The following is a 24,957-nucleotide window of genomic DNA, read 5'->3' on the forward strand; positions in this document are numbered from 1 at the left end:
TGAAGCAATAACAGGGGACGCCGGGCAGCAGGTCAAGATGCTGCGTGCCGGAGTCCGCTACGCGGCCCGGCTGCTCACGGTCGCGGCAGCGGCTCCACCGGATTGGGCAGGTCGAGCGCGGCCGGCTCGCCGCCGTCGGGCGCGGAGCGGAGCTCGTCGAGCCGCACGCACACCACACCGACGACGATCAGGAGGCCGCCGAGCAACTGCACCGCACCGGGCAGCTCGCCGAGGATCAGCCAGGCGGCGAGTACCGCGAACATGACCTCGGTCAGCGCGACGAAGCTCGCCACCTTGGAGCCCAGGCGCTGCGCCGCGACGATGCCCGTCACATAGGCGGCCACCGTCGCCACGAGGACGAGGACGGCCACGGGGACGAGCCAGCTGAACGTGCGCCCCGCCAGCTGCACGTCCGAGAACACGAAGCGGAACGGCATGATGTTCGTGACACCGAGCAGCAGGATGGTGACCGCTCCGACCACCGTCCCGCCACCAGCCATGACCAGTGGCGGCAGGGACTCGTCCACCTTCGCGGACATGAGGAAGAAGACCACGAGGCAGACGGCCGCGCCGAGGCCGAAGAGCACGCCGACCGGGTCCAGCCGGGCGTCGCCCGTGAGGTCGAGGACGAGCAGGAGCCCGAGGATCGCGGTGACCGACCCGATCATGGTCAGCAGGTGCGGCGCCTTCCGGGAGCGCAGCCAGAGCAATCCGACGATCAGCACGGGCGCCAGGTACTCGAGGAGCAGAGAGACGCCGACGGACATGCGCTGGACGGCGTTGAAGTAGAACAGCTGGCACAGGGCGATCGCCGTGGTGCCGTAGATGATGATGGTCAGCGCGTTGCCCCGCATCGTGGACCAGCGGCCGCGCAGGGCGATCAGGACCGGGACGAGGAGCACGACCGCGGCGCCTCCGATACGGAGACCGACGGCGGCGCCGGGGCTCCAGCCGATCTCGAGGAGCGACTTCGCGAAGGGGCCGGAGACGCCGAACGCCGCAGCGGAGATGAGGGCTATCCAGAGGCCGGCGGCGGGGCGCAGGGTCACGTCCGCTCCCTTCGGGTCGAGTTGATGTCACGGGCTAAAGGTGACTATGGTCATGACACTAGGCGTCGGCGTTGTCAGGAGTCAACATGTCTTTCACTTATGACACGGAGGTGGCGCTCGCCTCTGCGGCCGCGCTCATCAACACCGGCAGGGAGGACACCGATCCGCTGGACACCCTCGACGGACTGGACCGTTTCCTCGAGGAGCAGCGCTTCTCCGGGTCCCGGACGCACACCGAGGCGGAACTGCGATCGGTGCGCGCCCTGCGGACCGAGCTGGAGGTGATCTGGTTCGCGGAGGAGGACGACGCCGTCGCCCTCGTCAACGCGATCCTGCGCCGCGCCAACGCCCTCCCCCAACTGGTCCGCCACGACGAGTGGGACTGGCACCTCCACGCCACGGCTCCCGAGGCGCCGCTCGAGGAACGCATGGCCACGGAGGCCGCGATGGCCCTCGCCGACGTCATCCGCGGGCACGAGCTCGACCGCCTGCGGTCCTGCGCCGCCGAGGACTGCGACGGCGTGGTGCTCGACCTCAGCCGCAATCGCTCCAAGCGGTTCTGCGACACCGGGAACTGCGGGAACCGCACCCATGTGAAGGCCTATCGGGCACGGAAGGCGCAGACCGCCTGAGTCGTGCTCCGCCCGTCGCCGAAGCCCACCCGGGTCGTGCGGCTCCTCCCCCGGCGGGCACTAGTGCCCGCTGTCGTCCCCGGGACCCGGGAAGCCGTGCCTGTCCGGCCCGGCGCCCTCGACGCCGATGCTCTCCACGCCGTCCTCCGGGAAGCCGTCCTCCGAGTAGCCGCCGTCGGCGAACCCTGGCTGCCCCGGGCCGTCGAAGGAGCTGGAGAGCGAGGACCCGTAGGCCGGCGAATAGCTCCGGGAGTACGTCGTCGCCCCGGGCGCCCATCCCCCGCCGCCCGGCACGGCGGACATACCGTCGTCCTGTCCCTGACGGTTGCTGCCGAGCAGGCTCCTCGTCAGCGACGCGCTGTCCGCCATCAGCTCGTCCACCGCGCTGAGCAGGTGCCCATCCGCGACCGGCACGCCCTGCAGCGCCGCCGCGAGGACGGCACGGCGCACGAGCTCGCGCGTGAAGGACGCCGTCGTGCCCTCGGTCCGACCCGCCGCCGCACCGATCGTCCCCGCACTGAACGGCAGGTCGCCGGCGTACAGCCGCAGCAGGGCGGCGCGTTCGTGCTCGGCGGGCAACGGCACCTCCACCGCGAGGTCCACACGTCCGGGCCGCTGGGCGAGCGCCCGTTCGAGCATGTCGACGCGATTGGTGGTCAGCACGAAGGTGACGTCGGCGTCGGCGTCCAGGCCGTCCATGGCGTCCAGCACCTCGAACAGCAGGGGCTGGGGGCCGTGCCCGAAGCTGCGGTCCTCCGCGATCAGGTCGCAGTCCTCGAGCACCACGATGGACGGCTGCAGGGCGCGCGCAGTACGGGCCGCCTCCGCGACGTGCGCGAGGGTCCCACCGGCCAGCAGGATCGCCGTCGTGCCCTCGCTCTGGCTCAGCAGGTACCGGACCGTGTGGGTCTTGCCCGTGCCCGGCGGGCCGTACAGCAGGATGCCCCGCTTGAGGTGCTGGCCGGCCGCCACGAGCGCATCCCGGTGGGCGGCGATGCCGAGGGCGTGCTCCCTGACGCGGTTCAGGAGCCCCTCGGGGAGGACGACGTCGTCCGCGGTGATGAACGGCCGGTGGTGGAAGGTGACGCCGGCACTGCTCGGGCCGAAGTCCTCCATGCTGAAGGACAGGATCTGGCCCTTCAGGACGCTCTCGCTCTGCAGGCGCTGACGGAACTCGGCGAGCAGGCCCGCCGTGACCGCCGTGTCCGTGCAGAGAACCTCGAGCAGGGCGGTCTGGCGACCGAACCGGGGTTCGGCCTTGCGCTGCAGGACGGCGAGGGGCACGCCGTCGCGCTGGAAGAGCCGCAGCCCGAGGGCCACGGCCTGGCGCTGCCGGTCGGGTCCGACGGGCAGGTTCACGAAGTCCGGCTGCGCGAGCGGGTAGTTCCCGTACACCTCGGACTGCTGGAGCATGTCGCTGAGCGACGAGTGGTGGCGCTGGTCCCCTCCACCGACCCCGACGAGCCGCGCATCCTGTCCCGCGAGGTCGGTGAGGACGATGTCGGCGTCGACAAAGCGGTGGGCGGCCACCTCCTCGACGACCACCGCGACACCGCCCGCATCGGCACCCAGGTGCGCACTGAGCGTGTCGAGGAGCTCCCTACCTCGGGCCGAGCGCGGCTGCGCCTCCTGCACGAGACGCACCATGGCGCCGAAGTCCCTCATGAATCCTGCTATGTCTTCCCCCATGGAGGGAGGCTAACAGGACCACCCGGCCGGTGCTAGGTGTCCTGCTTCGGCAGGCGCTCGCCGAAGCGCGGCTCATCGTCGCGCTCATCGTCGCGCTCGGGGGCCGGCTGCGTGGTGCCGGTGCGCCGGTCGGGCTTCGCCGACGAGCGGTGTACGCCGGAACCCTCGCTGAGGTGCTCGGGGTTCGGGGTCTCGGCCATCATGAGCATCGCGCAGATCACGAGGGAGGCGATGAAGGCGATCCCGGCCGCCGTGAGGCCCAGGTCGACGCGCAACTCCTGGGCGCCGCCCCCTGTGGCGAAGATCGAGGTAGCAACCCCGGCCACCACGGCCAGGACGGCCGAGAAGACGAGGGGCGCCTTGATGCCATGACGGAATCGTCCCTGCGTGGGTTTCCCCGGCTGGCGCCTGGCCATGGGCACTCCTTCCGTACTGCGGTATTTCTACGAGGCGTAGAGGTTTAGTTTACGGGGTCCGGTTCGGCGGCGGCGCCGGATCCCGGCAATGCGCCGAGCGCTGAATCGTGCCGGTAACTCAGCCCGGCGATGCCGAGCACGACGGCGGTGAGCAGCGCCCCGCCACCTGTCACGCCGAGCAGGGCGTGCGCACCGAGCTGCTCGACGAACGGGAGGATCCCGCCCGTCACCATGCCCACCACCCCGACGACGACGAGGTCCCGCGCCGCGGCATGAGTGCGGACCGCGAGCCCGCGGACCAGTTCGGCGGCGCCGGCCACCACCAGCGCCACAGCGCCCGCGAAGGCGAAGCTGCGATCGTCGACGAACACGAAACTCGCGATACCCGCTCCGAGGAGCAGACCGCCGCCGATGTCGGTGAGCAGCCTCCCCTGGGAACCCCAGTGGGTCATGCGGTGCGCCCAGAGGTAGGCGGCGCCAACCAGCAGGAGGTAGAGACCGCCCGCGACGGACATCACGAGGGTGGAGGGCTCTCGCCAGAAGATCGTCACCAGCCCGAACACGGCGCTCACCGCGGCACGGACCAGGAAAGGTCTCCACACCAGGAGGTCGGCAGTACCGCGGCCGGCGGCCGGGGCGGGCGATGCAGCAGCCATGGAGGGCCTTCCTGGGGTGCGGGCCGGGCGGACTCCGGCGTGTCCAGTTTAGTCCCCGCCCCCCGATCCTGATCGCCGGCGGGCAGGACCGGACGCGGCCGGTCATCCCGTGCAGGACGATGTCGGCCCATGTGCCACTCGCCTCCGGGCGAAGGGAGATGTCCGAAGGACCGGGAAGTGCGACGACGACCCAAGCACGGAACTCTGCGAGGTCTTGGTCCCATCGCTGACCCGGGGCTTCCTACGGGATGACGCGGGCGCGCTCTTCGAACCAGGGGGACTCGTGAGGGACGACGCAGAAAAGCAGCCCGGCGGGATCCTTCAATACCACCCACGCTCGCCCCTCACCGACAATTGCCGCACCCAGCGTGACCAGGCGTTGCACCTCGGCATCCACATCGTCGGTTTCGATATCGAGGTGCAACCGGGCTGCTGCGCCACCCACATTCTGAAGCCCGACCCAGGACATCGCAGCGGGGCCAACGAGCCCGGTGAATTCCGGATGCTCCGCGACCTGCCTCGGCTCCGCGAGCAGCGCCGCACCCCAGAAGTCCCGAGTCCTGGCGAACACCTCGTCCGGAGCGTCGATGACTACTTCGCGGAGCAGGATCCGATGCATCGCTTCACTGCATCATCTACACACGATCGATGACAAGGCTCTGGTAGAGAACCCACCGTCGATCACAGATCGGGCAAGGCCGCTAGTCTGACTGTTCGCGAGCCGGTCCCCCACCAGGACAGTCACCACGGAACCTGAGTCGATCACCTCCTTGATACCTCGGACGCCTCCGGATACACCCGAATGTCCGTCTCGTATCCTCCGCAACCGGGTACTGCACCCTTGTGGTGTTGGTCCAGGCGGTGAAGGGTGAAGGTAAGGCGGCTTTCCTTGCCCGCCCCTACCAGGAGGTCCCATGTTCTTCCACGTCCAGCAGCTCATCAACGAAATCATCCCCGACGAGCCCGATCCCGCCGCAGCCAACGCCCTGCAGGAGGGCCTCGGCGGGCAGTTCGGCGAGATGCGCACCATGATGCAGTACCTGTTCCAGAGCATGAACTTCCGTGGAGCGGCAGCCAAGCCCTACCGTGACCTCATCCAGGGGATCGGCACCGAGGAGATCAGCCATGTCGAGCTGATCGGCACCACGATCTCCCGACTCCTCGACGGTTCGCCCCGCTACCAGGGAAAACTCGACGATCCGCTGGACACCCCCGGCGCCGGTGGCGCAATCCCCCTGAACCTAGCCCTGTCGCAAAGCAACATCCACCACTACCTCGTCGGCGCACAGGGTGCCCTGCCCGTGGACTCGGCGGGTAACCCATGGAGCGGCAGTTACGTCTACAACTCGGGCAACCTCCCGCTGGATCTCCTCTACAACCTCATGCTCGAAGCGACCGGACGGCTGCAGAAGTGCCGCATGTACGAGATGACGGACAACAAGACCGCTCGCTCCACCATCTCCTACCTCATCGTCCGCGACCAGGCGCACGAGAACGGCTACGCAAAGGCCCTCGAGACCCTCGGCGTGAACTGGAAATCACTGCTACCGATCCCGAAGACCAACGCCGAGCAATTCCCCGAGGTGAAGAAGCTCCTCGACCTCGGGCTGCAGAGCAAGCAGTACACCTTCGACCTCAAGGGACAGTCGGAGGCCGGCAAGATCTACCAGGGATTGTCACCCTCGAACGATGGGACGACGCTCGACGCCACCGAGCAGGCCCCTGTGGGCGTGCCCTCAGAGATCGCGCCCGAACGCCTGGAGGAATTCGCCCCCGGACTGGACCCGGAACTGCTTCAGCTGATTCAGGCCACGGCCGACATGGAGATGGCGGACATTGACGCCACCTTTGGCCCTATGACCACCAAGTAGCTATTCAGCTATCCACCAGGGGGGTTGTCAGCAACAGCTGACAACCCCCCTGGTGTGCATCGTGATGCGAGGTCGTCCCGACGCCCGATGAGCGTCCTGGAGTCAGTGACAGAGGGTGCAGTGGCACGGGAAGCTGCGGGGGCCTGCATCCGCCCACCGCCGTCACCGACACAGGAACGGTCACCTCGGGTGAGTAGGAGGCGCGCCATCGGCGCCCCGGCGACAGCTGCTCGAAACCACCGAAGGTAGGTAGTTCGTGCCCTAGCTCACGTCCTGCACGATGGACGGCAGCGTCATCGGTGCTGGTTCCTGGGCCTCTGCCGAGTCCAGTTCGCCCAGGCTCAGGAGAGCTGGTTCCTCGACACCGTGGACGAGGCCGATGACTTCCTCGGGTTCGAGGTCCGCGACTTCAGCGATCACCTCGGGGGGTGTGCCGTTCTCCAGGGCGACGACCACCGCTTCCTTCAGGGTCAGGTCCGCGTGATCGAGTTCGAACGCGGCTGCTTCCTTATCCGCCGCGGCGACGGCAATCCTATGAAGATCCTCTTCGGACATGGCGCTCGCACCCTCTTCTGTTAGTGACCCGGTATCCGCAGACCGCTCCCGTGAAGCCGCATCCGCGGGTTCCGGTGTCGCTGACTACTCCCACATGTCTACCGCAACCACCAGAACTCGCAACAACTCCGGCCGGCGGTGTCTGAGCCTGCGGTGCCCCTCGCCGATCACTTGACGAGGGATCTGTACGCTGAGCGGTCCCTGACTGGTTCGGCATCGGTGATCGCTCGCTCGAGCGGGATGCTACTTTCGAGCGATGGAACCGGACTGGATCGAACACCGACGGGCGGAGGACGGGGAGCGGGTCGGCTGGATCAAGCCCGTCAATGAGGGATTTGTCGCTATCGACTTGCTGGGACGCGGCAGGACCGGCGTCGTGGACTGGTTGAGCGCGGAAGAGACTCTCGATGAGCTCGGGCTCACCTACCTCACCCACCGGTACGAGGTGCGGTTGGATACCGGTGACTGGTTGCGCGTTCGCATTGCCGAAGTCTCACCCGCTGAAATCCGGGTCAAGAAAGATGACTGGGGCGATATGACGGCACCGCAGCTCTACTACACGGTTCCTTTCCCCGTGAACGAGGAGCGCCTCCGCCCGCTGTCCGCCTGAGGATTCGCCTGAGAACAATGGACCCGTGACATGGAAGAAGTGGCAGGCACCCCCGTTCAGGGTGCCTGCCACTTCTTTTCACACTGATTCAGCAGTGGGGCGCTTACATGTGCGGCGCGCTACCTGCAGGTCACGTAGCTGCCCGACCTGCCGCGGTCGTTCTGCCTAACGGCGGCGGCCCGTGGTGTCGGTGCCGTCGGTGGTGGTGTCGTCGAGGAGTTCGATCTTTTCCTTGCGCACGTCGCTGGTGACGGTTTCCTGCTCGGTGATGGTTTCCTTGTCGAGACGGACACGCTCGACGGCGACAGCTTCCTTCTCCACGACGGGGCGTTCGGCGTGCAGGATCACTTCGTGTTCCTCTTCGCTGATCGCCGGACCGTCGAGGGCGTCACCGCGGTTGGCGTTGGTGATGGGCTCACGCTCGATACGGACCTCTTCGTGCATCACGGGGACGGTCTTGGTGACGTTCTCCGTGACGACGTACTTCCGCAGACGGGCCTTGCCGACCTCGCGGCGTTCGGTGCCGACGTGGAGCTGTTCCTCGGAGCGGGTCATCGCGTCATCAGTGGTGGGACCGGAGGTGTCGTGGCCGACCGTGTCCTTACGATCGATACGCTCGTCGCCGGCCTGGAAGCCCGACTCGTACCCGCTCGTTCCCGCGTTGGTCGTGGTACCGGTGTTACCGGTCGTCCCGGTATGTCCTGAGAGCCCGTAGTGGCGGTAGAGCCGGTCCTCCTCTTCGGGGCTGAGGTCACCGTCGGATTCGATGCGGGGCGCGTCCTTGACCTGGTCCTTGGTGTAGCCGATGGTCACGTCGTTGCCGTTCACATTCGCTCCCTGCAGGGGTGCGAAGGACTCCGAGGTGCCGAACAGGCCGGTCTTGACGGTGACCCAGCTCGGATCCTGGGTCTGGTCATCCAGATACACCTGGCCGACCGAGCCGATTTTGGAGCCGTGGGAATCCAGGACATGGCCGCGGCCCGAGAGGATGGTGTCGATGTCGTTCTGCGTGATCATATGAAGCTCCTTCTAGTTGAACCGGGGTGTTCCACCCGGCCATTCGTAAAGATATGGGATGTGCCGTTGTCTCGGCGGTCGGCCTTGTCCGTGACGGTCAGATGCCGGCCTGGTGGTTGATGCCGACCTGGTCGACCTTGCGGTGGAAGCTCATGCCGGCCTTGCCGCCGAGGATCGCGCCGATCAGGGGGACGAGGACGGCGATCGCCAGGGCGATCAGGCCGCTGGCGGTCAGCAGGCTGCCGTCGACGGGGATGCTCGGGGCGCCGCCGATGCTGGACAGGACGTTGAACCGGTCACCGGCGAGAGCGGCGAGGATCGCGACGACGATCGCGATGATGATGCCCCACAGCCACACGGCCACGCCCTGCTTCACACCGTCGAAGCGGGCCATGCGGCCGGCGACGTAGCCGCCGCAGTAGTAGGCCACGAAGAGGATGATCGCCAGGACGATCCCGCTGACGATACCGATGGTCTGTGCGTTCTCCTGCGCCTGGTTCGCGGCGTCGGAGGCGCCGCTGGTGTTCGCAGCTCCCACGCCGGCACCGATCGCCGTCGCGAGGGCGCTGAGGATCACGGTCAGGCCGATGGCCGTGAGCCAGCCGAAGAACGCGGACCCGAACTTGATGCCGCCGAAGCGTTCCTTCTGCGCAGCGACGACGTCATTGCGTCTGCTCCTCGGGGTGCTCGCTCCCGCTGTGTTGTGCTCTGCCATATCAAATCCTTTGCATTTCAGTCATGCAGGTGATGCTTCGTTTCAATCGTTCGCAGTGCCCCTTCGCCGAAGCGTCGGCAGATCCGCCCTTGAAGGCTGGGAGGCCGGGGGCGCAAGGATGATCGTTCGCCAGCATCGAGGCGCTGAAGGAGCATTTTCATAACCCCTTCGCAGAGGCACAGCCTCTACGATCGTGCTCCTAAGCATACTGATAATAAGTCTGCTTGCCTTCTTGGTTTCACCGCCCCTAGTGTGGGGTTGACATTCGTCGGTGGCGCCGGGCGCCCGGGAACCCGGCCTCGACTCGTATCGAGAAGACGGACGGGACCACCGGGGTAGTTCTCCTTGCGCACCCGCGATGGCACTCGATGCCACCCGACGCCGTGGGGAGTTCGCCACAGGAGACCGAAGACTGGAAGGGAGGACGAGGTGCCTCTATCAGCGGAGGAACGCCGTCAATGGCGTGAGCTCGAGCGGCAGCTGACACCCGACGTTCCCACAGTCGCACAGCCGACCAGGGATCGCGGGATCAGGCACCGCACGATGGGTTTGGCCTGTTCGATCCTTGCCCTGGGTTTTGTGCTGGTCGCATTCTCTGTCGTGATCCTCGCGGTCCTCGTGAAGGTCCTGCTCCTCGGTGTTCTGGGATTCGTTCTGATGATCGTCGGCGGAACACGACTTCAACACCCCCGGCGCAAGGGTCAGCTGACCAAGGCCGCAGCCCCGATGTCCACGGACGTCGCGTGATGAACCCTGACTCCCTGTCCTCCCTGCAGCTCCTATCGGTAGCGGCCAGGGCCGTCCGACGGGAATCAGCGGCCTACCTCAAGACGCTGGGGCTACCCCAGCTCGGCTTCTACATCCTCGAGTACCTCAACGAGCGAAGCCCTATGATGCAGTCCGAACTGGCCCGCCTGGTTCTTGTCCGTTCTCAAACCCTCGGCACCGTCCTGACCACACTCGAGGCCAGGCGGTGGATCACCCGGCAACGCGGCTTCATTCACAATCAGGTATCCGTGAGCATCACCGAGCAAGGCCGTACCCTCCTCACCGCAGCGCAGAAACGCCTGCGAACGCTTCAACTACCGACGGACATCGAAGCCCTGCGCCCTTCCCTGACCGCGATCATCAACCGTGCCGCACAGCAACCGGGGTGATGCCCGCATCGCTTGTTCGCGACGCCACCACGGGCGAGGCCCTCTCACCCCGTCCGCAGCAGTGGTTATAGCAGCAAGCAGGACCAGGGATTCACCCACCACCGGTTGATACCTCAGGGTGGGCGGCATTCGCTAACCTCTGGTCAGCGCATTGTCGATGCGTAATCCGCTTCTCACGCGGGAGGGTCGAGTGACGTGCCTGGCGCGTAGGCTCACAGCCTGATGGTTTCCGACAGCATGACCGCAATGAACAGCAGTCACCCAGCACGCACCATGTCAGCCAGGGAGAAGCGATGAAGCCCCACAACCACACCCTCACTCACGTCGGACTGATCACCTCCGCTCTTCTGCTCCTGACGGGATGTTCCACAGGCTCCGGCCCCGACGCTGCGACCACCGCGTCGAGCGACGAGACGTCGACCTCGACTCCGATGACCAGCGATTCCAGCTCGGCCTCCCCATCGGCGACGTCGCGAGCAACTTCCTCAGCCACGCCTACTGCTACTTCGTCGGCTACCGCTTCTGGATCGGCGACAGCCACAGCATCGGCTACAGGCTCGGCACCCGGTGCCGCTGGTGGCGCGGCCACGATCTCACTCGTGGCAGGTGCTGAGCATAAGATCACCAGCTCCACAGACCCGGTCACGGTGGAATGCACAGGCGGAGGAGACATCGATATCGAGACCGACAACGTCGACCTGACGATCACCGGCGACTGCGAGGACATCGAGATCGACGGGGACGACAACACGATTACCGGCGGCAACGCCGACACGCTCGATATCGAAGGCGACGGCAACACTGCCACAACAGGGTCAGTCCCTGAGGTGAGCGTCGATGGAGACACCAACACCATCGAGGTCGAGGAGACCAGCGACATCAACGTCGAAGGGGACGAGAACACCGTGACCTACCAATCAGGCGACCCGGTCATCGAGACCGAAGGCAACAACTCCGTCGCCGCAGCCTGACCCTGGTCACAATCCCTCAGAACTGCCTCGCTGTCCTGTGCCGGCTCGATCCGGGTCACACCGACGAGGTCCGCACGGACAGTTCCTGAGCTGCTGCTCATTCCCTGTCGTGTTCCTGCCCGGTGTGCCGGCGCGGAAGATACGAGTGCCCCCGACATCCAGACCTGCGCGGAGAGCTTGCAGGCAAGGCGGCGCATCGACCTGAGCGAGCCGGAACGCCGGTGTGACGACGGGTCAGAGACCCCGGAAGAGGTCCCGTAGGGCCGTGTCGCTGCCATGATGCTGGTCCCGGTAGGTGAGCTTCATAGCCCGGTCGATGATTTCCTGGGAGATGACGACGACTTTGCGATTGGTGTGCTGGCTGTAGGAGCTGATGCGTTCGAACGCTTCGGCGGCGTTGAGACCGGCGCGTCCCATGAGGATGCCCTTGGCCTGCTCGATCACGGCCCGGCTCACCGCAGATGCGGCGACCGCTTCGTTGACGATCCGGTGCGTGTCGGCGTGGATCGACCGCGTGAGGTCCACGACCAGGCCCCACACCCCGACCGGTTGCTCGTCGTCACCGAGAATCAGGTCCGCGGAGATGAGGAGCTTGCGGGTGCGCCCATGGAGGTCGCGCAGGGATGCATAGATCGAGGACGGTCCGCCCACTGTGGTGACCTTGTTCCAGAACGCCCGGACGGCCTCCCGGTCCGCGGGGTCGACATGGGACATGCCGAGCTCCAGGGTCGGGACGACGTCGCCGCGTTCGTAGCCGTGGATCCGATACAGCTCATCGGACCAGTTGTACGTGTTGTCGGCGAAGTAGTGCTCCACGGTGCCGGTCGGGCAGTCGATGAAGTACTCGACACTGGACACAGCCTTGGACAGGGGAACAGAAGGCTCAACGGTGGAGGACATGACAATACCGTTCGACGAACTCCGATCCGGGCTAGCTTCTTAACCCGGACCTCAAAACAGCACAGTAACAGTGCACACCAAGCCTTCGGACCGCCAGCCCGTGAGGTGCCAGAAGGTGGCCGACCCGCGCCTCGCACGGGCAGCTGTTATGTCGACCTACTCCTGACCGGCCGGTCGACGACGGAGGGTGATGGGTGCACCGGGGGCTCACTTGTCGGTCTTGTTCCGTTGCGTGAGGCGGAGATTGAGTTTGGATTGCAGCTCGGAGCGTCGCTGTGTCAGCCTCCGGAGAGTGCCGTTCGATTCCGGTCCGCCGGAGCTTTTCGACCGTCGTCCAGGTCGAGGTGGGACATCAGGGTCTGCTGGTCGGTCGCCAGTGCCGGTGTGGGCATCGTTGCCATCAGCGTTCGGGTGAGCAGTCATGGCTCAGTATGCGCCTGGTGTTTCCGGTCGAACGGTTCACGTATGGTTGCGATCTCGTACCGTTCAGTAATGCTGTGCCTGCCGCGCCACCAGCCGGGGCATCTCCGTCGAGTGTCTTGGGCTGCTGGGTTTGGAATCGGTCGTGAGCGTGTTCCGGCGCGATTCGCCCGGACGGCCGGGAATGGGAAGTGCAGCACGTCCTGCCCGTCCTCGACCGGGACCTGATCACACACGCCATCAACGAACTGATCACCGCCCGTGATCTGCCCATCGACGGCGCCCACTACAGCACCGTTCGCTTCGCAGGAGCGTCTGGACACCGGCGCCCCCCGCGTGCGTTTCTACGCCGGTCACCCGATCTGCAGCAGCGACGGGTGGCGCATCGGCACGCTGTGCCTGATCGATGACCACCCACGAACCTTCACCGCGACCGACGAACGGGACCTCAGACTCCGTGCCGCCCGAGAGCGTCATGCACTCGGAAGAGAGCTACCGGACGAGAAGCCAGGGATGCTCAGGGCGTGCGGTGTGTTGCTGGCGCACGCTCTGAGACTTACAGTGCGCTGACTGGTGTCGATTTGAGCGCACGGCTGAGCGGCTACTGTTGATGGGCGAAGGCAACTGCCCGTTCAGGCGCAGAACGAGGAATTTCCCTGAGAGGACATTGCAGATGACGTTAGGGAGTGTTGACCACGGCACGAGTGAGCCGGCACAGCTTCAGGATCTCGTCCTGGACAGCGCGGACCTCGAACAATTCTTGAACAGGCTCGCCGTGTTCGCGGCAGGTTCGTTTTCTTCCACTATCCGCGATGTGTTCTGCAGCGTGACGTTGCTGCGGCCCAAGAGCAGAAGTGTCATCGCCAGCAGCAGTGAGGAAGCGAAGAAGCTCGATGAGGTGCAGCTCGCATTCGATGATGGTCCTTGCCTGCGTGCTGCTCGTGAAGGACAGATCTACGTGGTCCGGGACTTCACGGCTGAGGATCGCTTTGGTGAGTACGCGGCGGCTATTTCCAGTCACGGAATCCGGTCGGCCTTGGGCGTGCCGATCGCCCTGGAAGGCTATGCCGCTGCAGGCCTGAACCTGTACGCGACGGCCCCGGATGTGTTTGATCCGGACATCATCGGCGTGGCTCAGAGCCTCGGGAAGGAAGCGTCGAAGCTGCTGCGTGTAGCCGTCCACATCGCGCACCTGACCGCCACGAACTATCACCTGACGGAGGCCCTGGACTCCCGGACCACGATCGATGTTGCCGCGGGCATCATCATGGCCCAGAATCGGTGTAGCCACGACGACGCGATGACGGTCCTGAAAGCGGCATCCAATGGGCGCAACATGAAACTGCGTGAGGTCGCGGCCACGGTCGTCGAGTCCATCGGGCAGCAGATCCCGGAAACACACTTTCAACCCTGATCCGGCCACCAGGATGAGTGCCCCTTCGTGCGCCGGCGTCTCGAGGCCCGGAGGGACTCCCCACGTCGCTCCGATGGTTTTGCCCCGGACGCGCATCGGGAGAGCGTGCACCGACCGATAACCCTGGGCTGCGGCCGCGTCCTCGACCTCCGGCCACCGATTTCCGGTTCCTGCGATGTCGTGGATGGTGACCGGAACACTCCATGATGCCCCAGCCCCGACTCTTCACTTCCAGAAGTGTCGGCTCCAGTCCTGTCGGGCCTGCTTGACTCCGGCTCGTTGAACCCGGATGGTTGGGGATGCTGCCCCAGACCCTGGCACCGAGCCGTTACCGCCGTGCCTACCAGGGGCCCTCATGTCATACGCATCCAATCACTCCACCGCTTGTCCGCCGCGCCGCGCCGCTGGTGACTTGTCGGAGTTGTCCCGCCCCGCATCAGTCGAACACCTCAGTGACCGTCAGGCGGTGATCGCCGTGATGGTTGCCAGCAGCAGCGCACTCGAGTACCCATCCAGCACCCGTTCAGCGTCGCAGTAGAGCGGTGGTAGTGGGCGGGCATCACGTACCTGAGCCGGGTGCAGCTGAAGATACCCTCGGATCACCCGAACCTGCAACAGGGCTGCCGCTCACCTCACACCCCGGTCCCGAACGAAGTCGGCTAGCAACCCTTCACACCAGCAAAGCCGCAGACGCGATTGGGCAGGAACCGGACGAGAATGCCGACTTGCGGCGGAAGCTGGACGCCACGCAGGCCCTCCTGCAACGACAGATCGACAAGACGCAGCAGCTCCATCAAGCCGTCAACAGTCGGGACATGATCGGGCAGGCCAAGGGCATCCTGATGGAGCGGCACAAGATCAGTGCCGAGCGCGCCTTCGCGATCCTGCAGGACGAGAGTTCCCGCACCAACCGCAAACTGGCGCAGGTCGCCGAACAGTTCATCTACTCGGGAGCGGAGGCAGACCGGACCTGACCCCACCTTCAGCCCAGCATCACGGGTGAGACCACGGTCAGCATCACGGTGCCTGTTCCCGGAGTGCAGCCGCAGCCAATGATGCTCTGCTGACGGACGCCAGGAAGTCCCTGCCTGCGCGCCGACCACCGGTTGATAACGGCCGGGAGGGGCCGGTCTATGGGCCAGTTTCCGTGCCGTCAGCGGTCGTCCCGCCGGCCTCCTGCAACCCATCCGATGGAACCAGGTCGGTGCTGAAGGGGGCACGGGGCAAAGGGGGTATCTCGTCGATGAGTTCGTTGACGGCCTGCGAGAGGATGTCGGCCTCTTCATCGGAGAGGATGAACGCACCATAGAGATGAGCTTCGATCTCGGTGACGTCAGCATTGCCCGTGATCCCGAAGTACCGCTCCCATACACTCTGCAGGGAAAGCCTGGCAGTGCGGATGGCGTGTGCGGTGAGGCGGCGTTGTGTGTCTGCTGGAATGTCCCTGGTCATCGTTTGCTCGGACCATCAGCCCGGTCGTCAACCGACTGCTGAGTAGATGAGTTCCCGGAGGGACGCTCGATTCCGGTGAGGGATGGGGTGCGCACGTGGCGGCCTTAGTCATCCCATAGGAATCACTTCCATTGAAGTCACGATCAGTGGTCGACCGCGGTAGGCACCGAGGGAGGTAGTGGCGCCTACCCTCACGGTACGCCACCCATGCTGTCAACGGGGGCTGGAGTTGGTACGGATAGTCGGCGACCCTTGCCACATAGATCGATGATCAGCGCTACCCAAAGCCGACAGCGCGACGATTGCGCAGTCTTAAGCGCAGAGGAAGCAAGTACATGGGCGTCATCACCAGGTCCCTGCACATGCCCGGCCCGCTGCCAGCCCTGTAAGGCGTACGTTCCAGGAGGACAGAGACCATCGGGAGAAGTGAAGCTGTGGACCTTCAGATTTCGGGATAGTCGACCTTGGCATGGTCGCTGGTGACTGTCGGCCAGCCGGCCGGCACGCTTCTACCCATCGCCCGCCGCGGCCCTGCTGGTGCCCTGCCCATCTCCCTTCCGCTATGTCTCAGCGCCGGTGGTCGGGCGACGCGATCAATCACCGGGCCTCGTGCTGGGTAGGATGAATTGTCCAGCATTGCGAGCGCCGGCCGTTGATCTGCGGGACGGCCTTCCTCCTTCGGCATCTGAATCGAGCATCTGATGATCAGCAGAATCACCCTGTCAGAGCTCTTTCATGAAGACCTGGGCGTGTTCGCAGATTCGGGGGTCGAGGGGCTCAACAGTAAGCTCCACCGGGAACGTGACTACGAGTACGTGCACGGCGACGGGCCTTCCCCGGGAACCGACAGCCGAGTCGGCGAGGTCACCGAGAAGCGTTATTTCCGTGACCTCGTTTCCGAGGGCACAAAGAATCCGGTGGCAGACCGGGCGTGGGCTGACCTGAGGGACGCGGAAGCCTCCACTTGTGGAATGCGAACGACAACCAGTATGCGAGGACCGGATTTCAGCGAACCCGGGAAGGAGCATCATGCCCGATGAGCAGGAGCTGAGCCGCGAGGTCGAGCAGGACGCCGTGACGGCATTGCTGCAGGACATGGTGCTGGAAAGTGCGGACGTTCAGGAGTTCCTTGACGGGCTCGTGAAAGTAGCGTCGCAGGCCTTCACTGGAGCCTACGGCGAGGTGTTCTGCGGCGTGACGCTGCTGCGGCCGCGGTCGATGGCGACGGTTGCCAGCAGCAGTGTCGAAGCGCAGCGGATGGATGAGATCCAGTACGGGTTCGATGACGGACCCTGCCTGCATGCCGCCCGTGAGGGTTGCACCGTGCACATCCCTGATTTCCTGACCGAGACGCGGTTTCCTGAGTACCGGGAGGCAATCGCATCCCATGGGATCCGCTCCGCCCTGGGCATCCCCATCAGACTCGAATCCGGCGCCAGCGCCGGCCTCGACTTCTACTCCGACCGACCGAACACGTTCGACGACAAGGGCATTGCGGTCGCCGAAGGCTTCGCCCGGGACGCGTCCCGGGCGCTGCGTCTTGCTGTCCGCATCGCTCAGCTCGGTGACGAGGCCCGGGATCGTCAAGCGGCAATGGAGTCCCGCACCGCCATCGATATGGCCATCGGCGTGATCATGGCGCAGAACCGGTGTGGGCAGGACGAGGCCATAGCGATCCTGCGCCGGGCCTCGAACACCCGGAACATGAAGCTCAAGGATCTGTGCGCGGGGATCCTCACCTCTTTGGGTCAGACCGGACCGGTCCGCACCCATTTCCTCTGAGCGGTCCTGTTCTCCTACCTGAGGCGAGAGCGAACTCAGCTGTTGACCGTACCTGACGGTCAGGCGTTGATCTCATCCTCGACGAAGCGGGCCAGTTTCCGGAGGAATCGTCCGTCGTGGCCCGAGAAGTCGCGGGGTTTCTGGTCGATGACGCAAAGGGTGCCCACGATCCATCCGCCGGGGCCCCGGAGCGGGTAGCCGGCATAGAAACGGATGAATGGCTCCCCCACGACGAGAGGGTTGGTGCTGAAGCGGTCGTCCTTGAGCGCGTCGGTGACGATCAACGGGCCGGCGCTACGGATCGTCGCGTGGCAGAACGTGATCTCCCGGGGCAGGTTCTGCTCGATCGGTCCGACCACGGATTTGAGGAACATGCGCCGGTCATCCAGGAGGGCGACGATTGATGAACTGACCTGGAAATGGTCTATCGCCTGTCGGGTGTACCGGTCGAACCGGTCCTCGGGGACGGAATCCAGCAGATGCGTCCGATCCAGCGCGGTCAGGCGCTCACTTTCCTGCTCGCCGTCACTGAACAGGAAGGCACCGGCAGCACCAAGCTCCCGGCGTGACGCCTCCGCGGAACCGTCTGCTTCATCCTCGTCCTCCAGGGGTACTCGTAGCCGCACCGCCGTCGACTCGAGCAGCTCGTTCATGGCCTCCGCGAGAAGATTCCGCTCCAGCGGCGGAAGCGCCAGAAGACCGGACAGATACGCCTGGACCTCGAACAGTGAGATCGCGCCACCTAACCCGTAGTACCGCACCCACAGATCCTCGACGCTCAGATGTGCCTCGGAAAGCGCGAACATCGTCATCTTGACCTGCACTTGCCCGTCCATCCGAACCTCCACGGTGGTCATCAAGAGCCGCTCAGAATCAGGCTGGCAGCGCAGAGGCCTCGATCATCAGCACCCTTAGTAGTTCAGCCTACCGTCGATCCAAGCGACCGATGCATTCGATCAGGACGTGGACGACATCACGACGAGCAACTAGGCCTTGGGAACTCGACGCCGAACCCATAGATCGTCAGGAGCCGGAAACGGCACGTCTCGAAGAACGAAAGGTCATAAAACGAACTGCCGACACCCTGGCGTCTGACCAAGCCACTGCTCACGTCTCGCTTCGGATCCGCACAAGATCGGCGAGGTCGATGCCGGGAGGGGAAACATGTGCAGTTAGGCTCGATTGATGGTCCGCGTCGGTAAGAGCTCCTGTGTCCCGTCCTTGCGGCGTCTTGCGTTGAACGGCGCGGCCGGGTTCTTTGCCGCACAGGGTGCCGTCGTCGCCGCGCTAGTTGTGGCTGACGCCCTGAAGAAGAAGGGCCGGTCCCGGCGCACCGGGTTCCCCCGCCCCGGGACGTTCCATTCGGACGTCGGTGAAACAGCGACGACGACCTACACCTATGGCGAGGATCTGTTCCGGGACATGCTGGGTGCCATCAGGAAGGCCGAGAACCGGATCTTCCTCGAGACCTACCTGTGGAAGGACGACGAAATAGGTCACGCATTCCGCGACGCGATCAACGACGCGGCAGTCCGAGGCGTGGCTGTCTATGTGATCTACGACCACTTCGGGAACCTCGTTGTGCCCTCCTCCTTCTACACCTTCCACCCTGATGTCAATGTGTTCCGATTCCCGGCCCTGGGCCCGAATCTGCAGTTCGGCCCCATCGCGGCGACGGGCCTGACGCACCGGAAGATCCTCCTGGTCGACAACGACACCGCCTTCGTCGGTGGATACAACATCGGCTCCCTGTACGCGACGGAATGGCGGGACACGCATGTGCGGCTCGTCGGACCGGCAGCGTTCGAACTCGGGCATGCGTTCGGACAGGTATGGAACCATCTCGCCGTCAAGCGTCCCGAACTGTCACCCGAGAACCCCGTGCACTGGAACTCGCGCATCGTGGCGATCAACAACATCCCCGCCGACCTGGTCTACCCGATCCGCAGTGTCTACCTGGATGCGATCAGCCGCGCCCAGCACCACATCTACCTGACGACCGCCTACTTCATTCCGGACCAGAGGATCCTCGCAGGCCTCATCGAAGCAGCCCGACGCGGCGTCGACGTCCAGATCATCGTCCCCCAGGACTCCAACCACATCCTCGCGGACTGGCTCTCCAGAGGCTTCTACTCCTCGCTCCTCCGCGAGGGCATCACCGTGCTGCAGTACCGCAACGCGATGATCCACGCCAAGACCGCCACGATCGACGGCCAATGGTCCATCGTCGGCACCGCGAACATCGACCGCCTCAGCCTCCGCTTCAACTACGAGACCAACCTCGAGATCCAGGACGAGGGCTTCGCAGCCGACATGGAGAAGATCTTCGCGATCGACAGGGACAACTCCACGAGGGTGGAGCTCGAGGAGTGGAGCGAACGTCACCCCGCGGCCCGCTTCGCCGAGACGATCCTCGTACCCCTGCGGCCCCTCCTCTGAGTCCTCCACCATCCGGCGCACCTGCTGCACAACGTGGGGCGGCCTCTGCACCCCCGGAGCCCTGGACAGACCGGTGGACGACAGACCGGTGGACGACAGATCGCTTCGCTGGATGACTGGACGCCAGAGGGGAGCACCCCACACAGGAGTGCTCCCCTCACGTCAACGCTCGGCTACCGACGCCGGGTTGCTGATCAGTCCTTCTTGAAGACGTCCTTGATCTTTTCGCCGGCCTGCTTGAGGTCGCCCTTGGCCTGATCGCCCTGGCCCTCGGCCTTGAGGCTCTCGTCCCCGGTCGCACGGCCGGCGGCTTCCTTGCCCTGTCCGCCGAGCTTCTCTGCGGTGTTGCCGATCTTGTCGTCCAGACCCATGACTGTTCTCCTTCTGCTTCGAGGTGCATCGGTGATGCGGCCGGGATGTGACCGACTGCCTCCAGCCTAGGAAGGATTCCTGATCGGTCTCTGAGCACCACAGCGGCCGCCGCCCCGTGGTATGTGAGTGGCGAGCACCAGACCGGCAGCCCTGCCCGGTTACAGGCAGCCATCGATCCCGCATCGAATCCATCTCGGACCACCCCTCAGGCGGGATGGACCGCAACCGGATCGTTAGCGTTGAAACAGTGACTTCTTCCTCTCCGCAACCTCACGGCCCACCAATCCGCAGTGACGATCCATCGAGCCCGACCCTGGCGGTCCCGCTCACGTCTTCACGTGCTGCTTCCATGCCGATCAGGACTGGTCTCGCCCATGCCGTTCGCGGCGCGCTGATCGGGCTGGTCGAACTGGTACCGGGTGTCTCCGGCGGCACCGTCGCACTGGTGCTAGGAATCTACGACCGGCTCGTCCTCTCGGCCCACCGCCTCATCCGCGGCGTCACTGGGCTTCTCCCCCGAAGGGCTACGGCCAGCACGGCTAGCACGAGCCGTCGTACCCGGGCCGGCGCTCCGTCCTCCTTCGCGGGCGTGGAGTGGCTGTTGATCCTGCCCCTTGCCGCAGGTATGTTCGCCGCCCTGTTCACCCTCGCGAAACCCCTGCATACCTTTGTGGAGACACAGCCCGTCATCTCCAGCGCCCTGTTCCTGGGCATGGTGACGGCCAGCCTGCTGGTCCCGATCACCATGGCCCGGGACGCCGCACCACCGCGTTCGAACCGATCTGTCGGATCGCGACTGAGGGCACCGGTCGTCGTCCTCGTCGTCGCTGCCGTGATGTTCGTCCTGCTCGGGCTGCCCTCGCTCGCGATCGGGCAGCCGCCCACCTGGGTGATCGTCCTCAGCGGTGCCGCGGCGGTCTGCGCCCTCACCCTTCCCGGGCTGTCCGGGTCCTTCGTCCTGCTCACCCTCGGCCTGTACGAGCCGACGCTCGAGGCCGTCAGTACGAGAGACACCGGCTACCTCTTCTTCTTCATCGCCGGCGCCGTCCTCGGACTTGTCTCCGTGGTGCAGCTCCTCGCCTACCTCCTCCGCGCACATCGGCGAGCAGTCCTGCTCATCGCCACGGGCCTGATCCTCGGATCACTGCGGGCCCTCTGGCCATGGCAGGACGACAGCACGCTCGTCACGCCCCCGGCTGGCGAGTGGACCGGCGCCCTGCTCGCCTTCGTCACGGGGGCGGGCGTCGTCCTGCTGCTCTGGTGGTGGGATCGCCGCAAATCATCCGCTGCACGCGCCCGACACCTGCAGGTGTCGACACAGGACCGCACCCCCGGCCTCTCGCCACGGAGCCATGATGCGTGAGCGCAAGCCACGTGCAGGAAAGAACAGCACCATCCGTGCGGACATGTTCATCCTGGGCCGGGATCTGACGCTCTGGCGTACCCGGGTCATGCAGCGATTCGTCGCCATCCTGTTACGGCTCAGTGCACGCATCGGTGCCATGGCGACCCTCGCCGTCGTCCTCCTCAGCGGGGTTCTGCTCACCCTGGGGACCGCGACCGGCGCCACCGAACTGTACGAGGCGACCGTGGAAGGAGACGGCGCACAACTCCTCGATACGCCTGCACTCCGAACAGCCATGGCGATACGGTCACCACCCGTCGACGACGCCATCACCGCGTACACGATGATCGGCGGACCCATCGGCATGACCGTTCTCTCCGGCGCGATCATGACCGTGCTGGCCATCCGGCGTCGTTCGTGGACGCCCGTGGCGCTCGTCGTCCTCGCAGCCGCCGGATCCGTTCTCATCACGGTCGTCAGCAAGCAGTTCATCGGCCGCGCCCGACCACCCCTGAGCGACGCCATCCCACCCTACGAATACTCCGACTCCTTCCCCAGCGGGCACGCACTGAACTCGCTGGTGCTGGCCGGTGTGATCACGTACCTGGTGATGCTTCGCCGTCGAACTCGACGAACCCTGAGGTGGACAGCCATCGTCGCCGCCCTCTTCACGATCACCATGGGCATCAGCCGTGTCTACCTCGGTCACCACTGGCTCACCGACGTCCTCATGGCCTGGCTGCTGGGAACGCTCTGGCTCACCGTCGTGATCACCACACACCGCCTCTATCTGTCGACACGACCTCCAGCCATCAGTCGTCGGGTCGCTGGGAACCGGAAGGACGACACATGGGTGACGGGCTCTCAGTGCAGGAGCGAAGAACATGGCTGGTCCTCCATGCGGTGATGTCAGGCGTCCCATTACGACCGAGCGTGCAGCTGTTCCACGCTGCACGGATCACCCGCAGCACCACGGCACCGCACCTTCCGTCCGCCCCGGGCTCGGGCGGCATGAGGAGGCACCCCGAACAGGGCACTGGGCGCCTGGGGGGAAGCGTGCGGAGCCTGGGAACGGTCATCAGGACGAGGAACGACGTTCGGAAGCAGTGTCCTGGCTCTCCGGGGACCGGTGATGCTAATGGCCTTACCCGGCGGTTCGGCGACGAAACGACGTCCAGTAGTGCGCAGCCATCGCCATGCACAGGCATACCGCACTGAGGTGAAGGAAGAAGAAGGGCCCGGCGATTCCGTCACTGACGATCGCAGTCCACAACCACAACCCTGCCGCAACGAACCACACCAAGGCCGCCAGCAGACGACGCCCGGCCCTCCTACTAGCCGTCCGTCCCTCGTTCTCCTTCTCACTCATGCCTTCAGGCTCCACGACACCGTATGACCTGGCAAAACGGAACCGGAATCCACCCCCGATTGCCACGCCCATGGTGCCTCCACTGCGAAAAGGACTCAGGCTGTACGGGGCCAGGTAGCGCAGGACGAGGATCAGTCGGGTCGGAATCTCTTACGCATCGTCGCGGTGACAGTCTCGTATCCGAGGGATTCGTAGAGTCCCCGCGCTGCCTGGTTGGACCCGAACACGCTCAGACCGAGATCTCTCGCGCCCTCGGATCGCGCGTGTTCCTCGGCCAGCTCGAGGGCTGCTCGGCCGAATCCTTTGCCTCGGTGCTCTGGGTGGATGAGTATGTCCCATATCCACCACGAATCGTCCTTCCCCTCCTGATCCCGGCCCACCCAGATGTAGCCGACCCTCGTGCGGTTCTCGTCGGTGATGTCGAAGACGGCGTGGCCGTCGACGGGCGCCCGGGCCGGAAAGACGCGGTCGAGCGTCTCCTCCGCATGGTGCCTGGCCTTGTCTGCCGGCTCTCCGGCGGCCATGAGATCCGTCTCGTATTCTCGTCGGCTCTGTTCGAGCCATGCGGGGAAACGGTCGGCCGCCAACGGGACCAGGTGGACACGCGCCCTCGAGGGGGTGCGGTCTCCACGAAGGACGGACATGACGATGGTGTCGAAGCGCTGATCGTCGAAGGTGAAGGTCTGGCGCAGGCGCCCTTCGACCTTGAAGCCGGCACTCTCGTAGACGTGCAGCGCCCTGGGATTGAAGGCGAACACTTCCAGTTCCACACGGTTCAGCGCCGTGGTGGCGAATGCGTGGTCGAGCACCAGGCGGGTCGCTTCGGTCCCGATACCCCTGCCACGGCCTGCGGCGCCGATCAGTATCCGGAAGTTGCAGCATGCATCTGCTTCGTTCAGCTCATTGAGGACGACCTCGCCGACGCACGATCCCGTGGTGCGTTCGATGATCGCGAGATCGAGACGGTCGCCGCGTGCCGCAAGGGAGGCGTACCACTGGCGCACTTCGGGTGACAGTTGGGCCGGAGCGTTCGAGGCCTCCTCCGTCGTCCGGACCGATCCCGTCAGGTGCCGTACCTCCGGGTCTGCAAGGACGACGGCCATGTCCTCGACGTCGTTCTCGGTGAAGGGACGCAGGACCACGAGGTCGCCCTGAAGGATCGGTTTGCGGGTGAAGAACGATGTGCTCATGGTGCGTGTTTCCTGGGCCGGAGGGCTGACGGGGCGGGAGTAGACTCGAAGCAAGGAGAAACAGGTAATAACAATATGGATCAAGCAACAACGTGTAAAGGGTGGGAGCGGTCGCTCCAGGAGGGGAGGTCGACATGCTGATGCCCGCTGAGCGGCGTGAGCTACTCGTGGAGAGGCTCCGGAGCCAGGGCAAACTGGTGTCCCGGGATATGGCGATGGAACTCGGCGTATCGGATGACATCATCCGACGCGACCTCCGGGACATGGCTGCGGCAGGGCTGTGCCAGAGGGTTTACGGCGGAGCGCTGCCCGCCTCGCCGGCAGTGGTCACCTACGAGGAACGTAGGCAGGTCCGACCGGATGCCAAGCACCATGTCGCCAGGATCGCCGTCGAGCTCCTCCCCTCCAGGGCGACCCTTCTGCTCGATGGGGGGACGACGGCGCTCGAAGTGGCCCGCGCCTTGCCCCTGGCCTTCGACGGAACGATCATCACCCACAGCGTCACCGTCGCCGCAGCCCTCCTCGACCACACCGACACAGAGGTCATCATTCTCGGAGGGCGCCTGTTCAAGCACTCGGCCGTAGCCTGCGGCCCGACCACTGCAGCAGCGCTCGAGGGGATCAGCGCCGACTTCTGCTTCCTCGGAGTCACCGGCGTGCATCCCCAGGCCGGACTCACCACGGACGACTACGAGGAAGCAGCGATCAAGCGTCTCTTCGCGCAACACTCCGCGGAGACCTACATCCTGGCCAGCTCCGAGAAGATCGGCGCTGCATCCCGCTTCACCGTCATGCCCCTGCGGGACGTCAGCGGAATCATCACGAACCCGTCCACCGATCCAGCCGATGCCGGCCTACTGCGCGACCTTCAGGAACAGGGAATCAGCATCCTCAGCTAGCGCATCCGTGAAAACACTTGTTTATCAGTGTTTATGC

At 65.2% G+C, this 24,957-nt stretch carries 28 protein-coding genes; 15 read left to right on the plus strand and 13 right to left on the minus strand.

Features of this window, described 5'->3' with window-relative positions; genetic code table 11:
• Positions 1 to 74: 74 nt before the first annotated feature.
• Entirely contained in the window at positions 75 to 1,049 is a 975-nt protein-coding gene (locus CI785_RS10625; RefSeq protein WP_105032038.1) for an EamA family transporter, read from the minus strand.
• An 86-nt stretch (positions 1,050 to 1,135) separates the two neighbouring features.
• Here CI785_RS10625 and CI785_RS10630 point away from each other — a divergent pair, with 86 nt between their 5' ends.
• Positions 1,136 to 1,681: a CGNR zinc finger domain-containing protein gene (locus CI785_RS10630; protein WP_105032039.1), complete on the plus strand. Its 546-nt coding sequence runs from the start codon at positions 1,136 to 1,138 to the stop codon at positions 1,679 to 1,681.
• A gap of 60 nt (positions 1,682 to 1,741) precedes the next feature.
• Here the strand turns inward: CI785_RS10630 and CI785_RS10635 are convergent, their stop codons facing one another.
• The 4 genes from CI785_RS10635 to CI785_RS10650 form a co-directional block, all read right to left on the minus strand.
• Positions 1,742 to 3,370 carry an AAA family ATPase gene (locus CI785_RS10635; RefSeq protein ID WP_105032040.1) on the minus strand — a complete coding sequence of 543 codons (1,629 nt, stop codon included), beginning with the start codon at positions 3,368 to 3,370 and terminating at the stop codon, positions 1,742 to 1,744.
• Between the two features lie 32 nt (positions 3,371 to 3,402).
• On the minus strand, positions 3,403 to 3,786 hold the full coding sequence (locus CI785_RS10640; RefSeq protein ID WP_105032041.1) for a hypothetical protein: 384 nt from the start codon (positions 3,784 to 3,786) through the stop codon (positions 3,403 to 3,405).
• 44 nt (positions 3,787 to 3,830) lie between these two features.
• Positions 3,831 to 4,442, minus strand: coding sequence for a hypothetical protein (locus CI785_RS10645; protein ID WP_105032042.1), 612 nt, complete (start codon positions 4,440 to 4,442; stop codon positions 3,831 to 3,833).
• A 241-nt stretch (positions 4,443 to 4,683) separates the two neighbouring features.
• Entirely contained in the window at positions 4,684 to 5,061 is a 378-nt protein-coding gene (locus CI785_RS10650) for a VOC family protein (protein WP_105032043.1), read from the minus strand.
• Positions 5,062 to 5,356: 295 nt separating this feature from the next.
• On the opposite strand from CI785_RS10650, the gene CI785_RS10655 reads away from it, so the two are divergent.
• Positions 5,357 to 6,313: a manganese catalase family protein gene (locus tag CI785_RS10655; protein ID WP_105032044.1), complete on the plus strand. Its 957-nt coding sequence runs from the start codon at positions 5,357 to 5,359 to the stop codon at positions 6,311 to 6,313.
• Positions 6,314 to 6,574: 261 nt separating this feature from the next.
• Here CI785_RS10655 and CI785_RS10660 read toward each other — a convergent pair whose 3' ends face one another.
• Positions 6,575 to 6,868 carry a hypothetical protein gene (locus CI785_RS10660; protein WP_105032045.1) on the minus strand — a complete coding sequence of 98 codons (294 nt, stop codon included), beginning with the start codon at positions 6,866 to 6,868 and terminating at the stop codon, positions 6,575 to 6,577.
• Positions 6,869 to 7,124: 256 nt separating this feature from the next.
• Here CI785_RS10660 and CI785_RS10665 point away from each other — a divergent pair, with 256 nt between their 5' ends.
• Positions 7,125 to 7,478 carry a hypothetical protein gene (locus CI785_RS10665; protein ID WP_105032046.1) on the plus strand — a complete coding sequence of 118 codons (354 nt, stop codon included), beginning with the start codon at positions 7,125 to 7,127 and terminating at the stop codon, positions 7,476 to 7,478.
• Between the two features lie 165 nt (positions 7,479 to 7,643).
• Here CI785_RS10665 and CI785_RS10670 read toward each other — a convergent pair whose 3' ends face one another.
• Both CI785_RS10670 and CI785_RS10675 read right to left on the minus strand, forming a co-directional pair.
• Positions 7,644 to 8,495, minus strand: a complete 852-nt coding sequence (locus CI785_RS10670; protein ID WP_105032047.1) for a YsnF/AvaK domain-containing protein — start codon at positions 8,493 to 8,495, stop codon at positions 7,644 to 7,646.
• Positions 8,496 to 8,592: 97 nt separating this feature from the next.
• Positions 8,593 to 9,210, minus strand: a complete 618-nt coding sequence (locus CI785_RS10675) for a hypothetical protein (protein ID WP_105032048.1) — start codon at positions 9,208 to 9,210, stop codon at positions 8,593 to 8,595.
• A 429-nt stretch (positions 9,211 to 9,639) separates the two neighbouring features.
• Between CI785_RS10675 and CI785_RS10680 the strand changes: the two genes are divergently transcribed.
• The 4 genes from CI785_RS10680 (at position 9,640) to CI785_RS17115 (ending at position 11,338) form a co-directional block, all read left to right on the plus strand.
• A complete protein-coding gene (locus CI785_RS10680) occupies positions 9,640 to 9,957 on the plus strand; it encodes a DUF3040 domain-containing protein (protein ID WP_157940236.1) in 318 nt (105 codons plus the stop codon).
• A complete protein-coding gene (locus tag CI785_RS10685; protein WP_240615153.1) occupies positions 9,957 to 10,367 on the plus strand; it encodes a MarR family winged helix-turn-helix transcriptional regulator in 411 nt (136 codons plus the stop codon). The genes CI785_RS10680 and CI785_RS10685 overlap by 1 nt, the downstream gene beginning before the upstream one ends.
• Positions 10,368 to 10,728: 361 nt before the next feature.
• Positions 10,729 to 10,980 (plus strand): hypothetical protein, encoded by a 252-nt coding sequence (locus CI785_RS17110; protein WP_157940237.1) that lies wholly within the window; start codon positions 10,729 to 10,731, stop codon positions 10,978 to 10,980.
• Positions 10,967 to 11,338, plus strand: coding sequence for a DUF3060 domain-containing protein (locus CI785_RS17115; RefSeq protein ID WP_157940238.1), 372 nt, complete (start codon positions 10,967 to 10,969; stop codon positions 11,336 to 11,338). Before CI785_RS17110 ends, CI785_RS17115 begins: the two co-directional genes overlap by 14 nt.
• A gap of 234 nt (positions 11,339 to 11,572) precedes the next feature.
• Here the strand turns inward: CI785_RS17115 and CI785_RS10695 are convergent, their stop codons facing one another.
• Positions 11,573 to 12,238, minus strand: coding sequence for an ANTAR domain-containing protein (locus CI785_RS10695; protein ID WP_105032052.1), 666 nt, complete (start codon positions 12,236 to 12,238; stop codon positions 11,573 to 11,575).
• Positions 12,239 to 13,331: 1,093 nt separating this feature from the next.
• On the opposite strand from CI785_RS10695, the gene CI785_RS10700 reads away from it, so the two are divergent.
• A complete protein-coding gene (locus CI785_RS10700) occupies positions 13,332 to 14,072 on the plus strand; it encodes a GAF and ANTAR domain-containing protein (RefSeq protein WP_105032053.1) in 741 nt (246 codons plus the stop codon).
• 725 nt (positions 14,073 to 14,797) lie between these two features.
• Complete coding sequence (locus tag CI785_RS17525) at positions 14,798 to 15,046, plus strand: ANTAR domain-containing protein (RefSeq protein WP_240615132.1); 249 nt, start codon at positions 14,798 to 14,800, stop codon at positions 15,044 to 15,046.
• Between the two features lie 157 nt (positions 15,047 to 15,203).
• Here the strand turns inward: CI785_RS17525 and CI785_RS10710 are convergent, their stop codons facing one another.
• The gene (locus tag CI785_RS10710; protein ID WP_105032054.1) at positions 15,204 to 15,524 is read right to left on the minus strand and encodes a hypothetical protein; all 321 of its coding nucleotides are present in this window, start codon (positions 15,522 to 15,524) and stop codon (positions 15,204 to 15,206) included.
• Positions 15,525 to 16,225: 701 nt separating this feature from the next.
• On the opposite strand from CI785_RS10710, the gene CI785_RS17120 reads away from it, so the two are divergent.
• Both CI785_RS17120 and CI785_RS10715 read left to right on the plus strand, forming a co-directional pair.
• Positions 16,226 to 16,564 carry a hypothetical protein gene (locus CI785_RS17120; protein ID WP_157940239.1) on the plus strand — a complete coding sequence of 113 codons (339 nt, stop codon included), beginning with the start codon at positions 16,226 to 16,228 and terminating at the stop codon, positions 16,562 to 16,564.
• A complete protein-coding gene (locus tag CI785_RS10715; protein ID WP_105032055.1) occupies positions 16,554 to 17,306 on the plus strand; it encodes a GAF and ANTAR domain-containing protein in 753 nt (250 codons plus the stop codon). Before CI785_RS17120 ends, CI785_RS10715 begins: the two co-directional genes overlap by 11 nt.
• A gap of 59 nt (positions 17,307 to 17,365) precedes the next feature.
• On the opposite strand, the gene CI785_RS10720 is transcribed toward CI785_RS10715, so the two are convergent.
• Complete coding sequence (locus tag CI785_RS10720) at positions 17,366 to 18,163, minus strand: GAF domain-containing protein (protein ID WP_105032056.1); 798 nt, start codon at positions 18,161 to 18,163, stop codon at positions 17,366 to 17,368.
• Positions 18,164 to 18,491: 328 nt separating this feature from the next.
• Between CI785_RS10720 and CI785_RS10725 the strand changes: the two genes are divergently transcribed.
• Positions 18,492 to 19,745, plus strand: coding sequence for a phospholipase D-like domain-containing protein (locus CI785_RS10725; protein WP_105032057.1), 1,254 nt, complete (start codon positions 18,492 to 18,494; stop codon positions 19,743 to 19,745).
• 194 nt (positions 19,746 to 19,939) lie between these two features.
• Here CI785_RS10725 and CI785_RS10730 read toward each other — a convergent pair whose 3' ends face one another.
• Positions 19,940 to 20,116 carry a CsbD family protein gene (locus CI785_RS10730; protein WP_105032058.1) on the minus strand — a complete coding sequence of 59 codons (177 nt, stop codon included), beginning with the start codon at positions 20,114 to 20,116 and terminating at the stop codon, positions 19,940 to 19,942.
• A 350-nt stretch (positions 20,117 to 20,466) separates the two neighbouring features.
• Here CI785_RS10730 and CI785_RS10735 point away from each other — a divergent pair, with 350 nt between their 5' ends.
• Entirely contained in the window at positions 20,467 to 21,480 is a 1,014-nt protein-coding gene (locus CI785_RS10735) for a DUF368 domain-containing protein (protein ID WP_157940240.1), read from the plus strand.
• Positions 21,473 to 22,369: a phosphatase PAP2 family protein gene (locus CI785_RS10740; RefSeq protein WP_240615133.1), complete on the plus strand. Its 897-nt coding sequence runs from the start codon at positions 21,473 to 21,475 to the stop codon at positions 22,367 to 22,369. The genes CI785_RS10735 and CI785_RS10740 overlap by 8 nt, the downstream gene beginning before the upstream one ends.
• Positions 22,370 to 22,962: 593 nt before the next feature.
• On the opposite strand, the gene CI785_RS17530 is transcribed toward CI785_RS10740, so the two are convergent.
• Positions 22,963 to 24,021, minus strand: a complete 1,059-nt coding sequence (locus CI785_RS17530) for a GNAT family N-acetyltransferase (protein WP_240615134.1) — start codon at positions 24,019 to 24,021, stop codon at positions 22,963 to 22,965.
• A gap of 134 nt (positions 24,022 to 24,155) precedes the next feature.
• Here CI785_RS17530 and CI785_RS10755 point away from each other — a divergent pair, with 134 nt between their 5' ends.
• Positions 24,156 to 24,920, plus strand: a complete 765-nt coding sequence (locus CI785_RS10755; protein ID WP_240615135.1) for a DeoR/GlpR family DNA-binding transcription regulator — start codon at positions 24,156 to 24,158, stop codon at positions 24,918 to 24,920.
• Positions 24,921 to 24,957: the final 37 nt, after the last annotated feature.

The organism is Arthrobacter ruber (assembly GCF_002954225.1).
Taxonomy (GTDB): Bacteria; Actinomycetota; Actinomycetes; order Actinomycetales; family Micrococcaceae; genus Arthrobacter_D; species Arthrobacter_D ruber.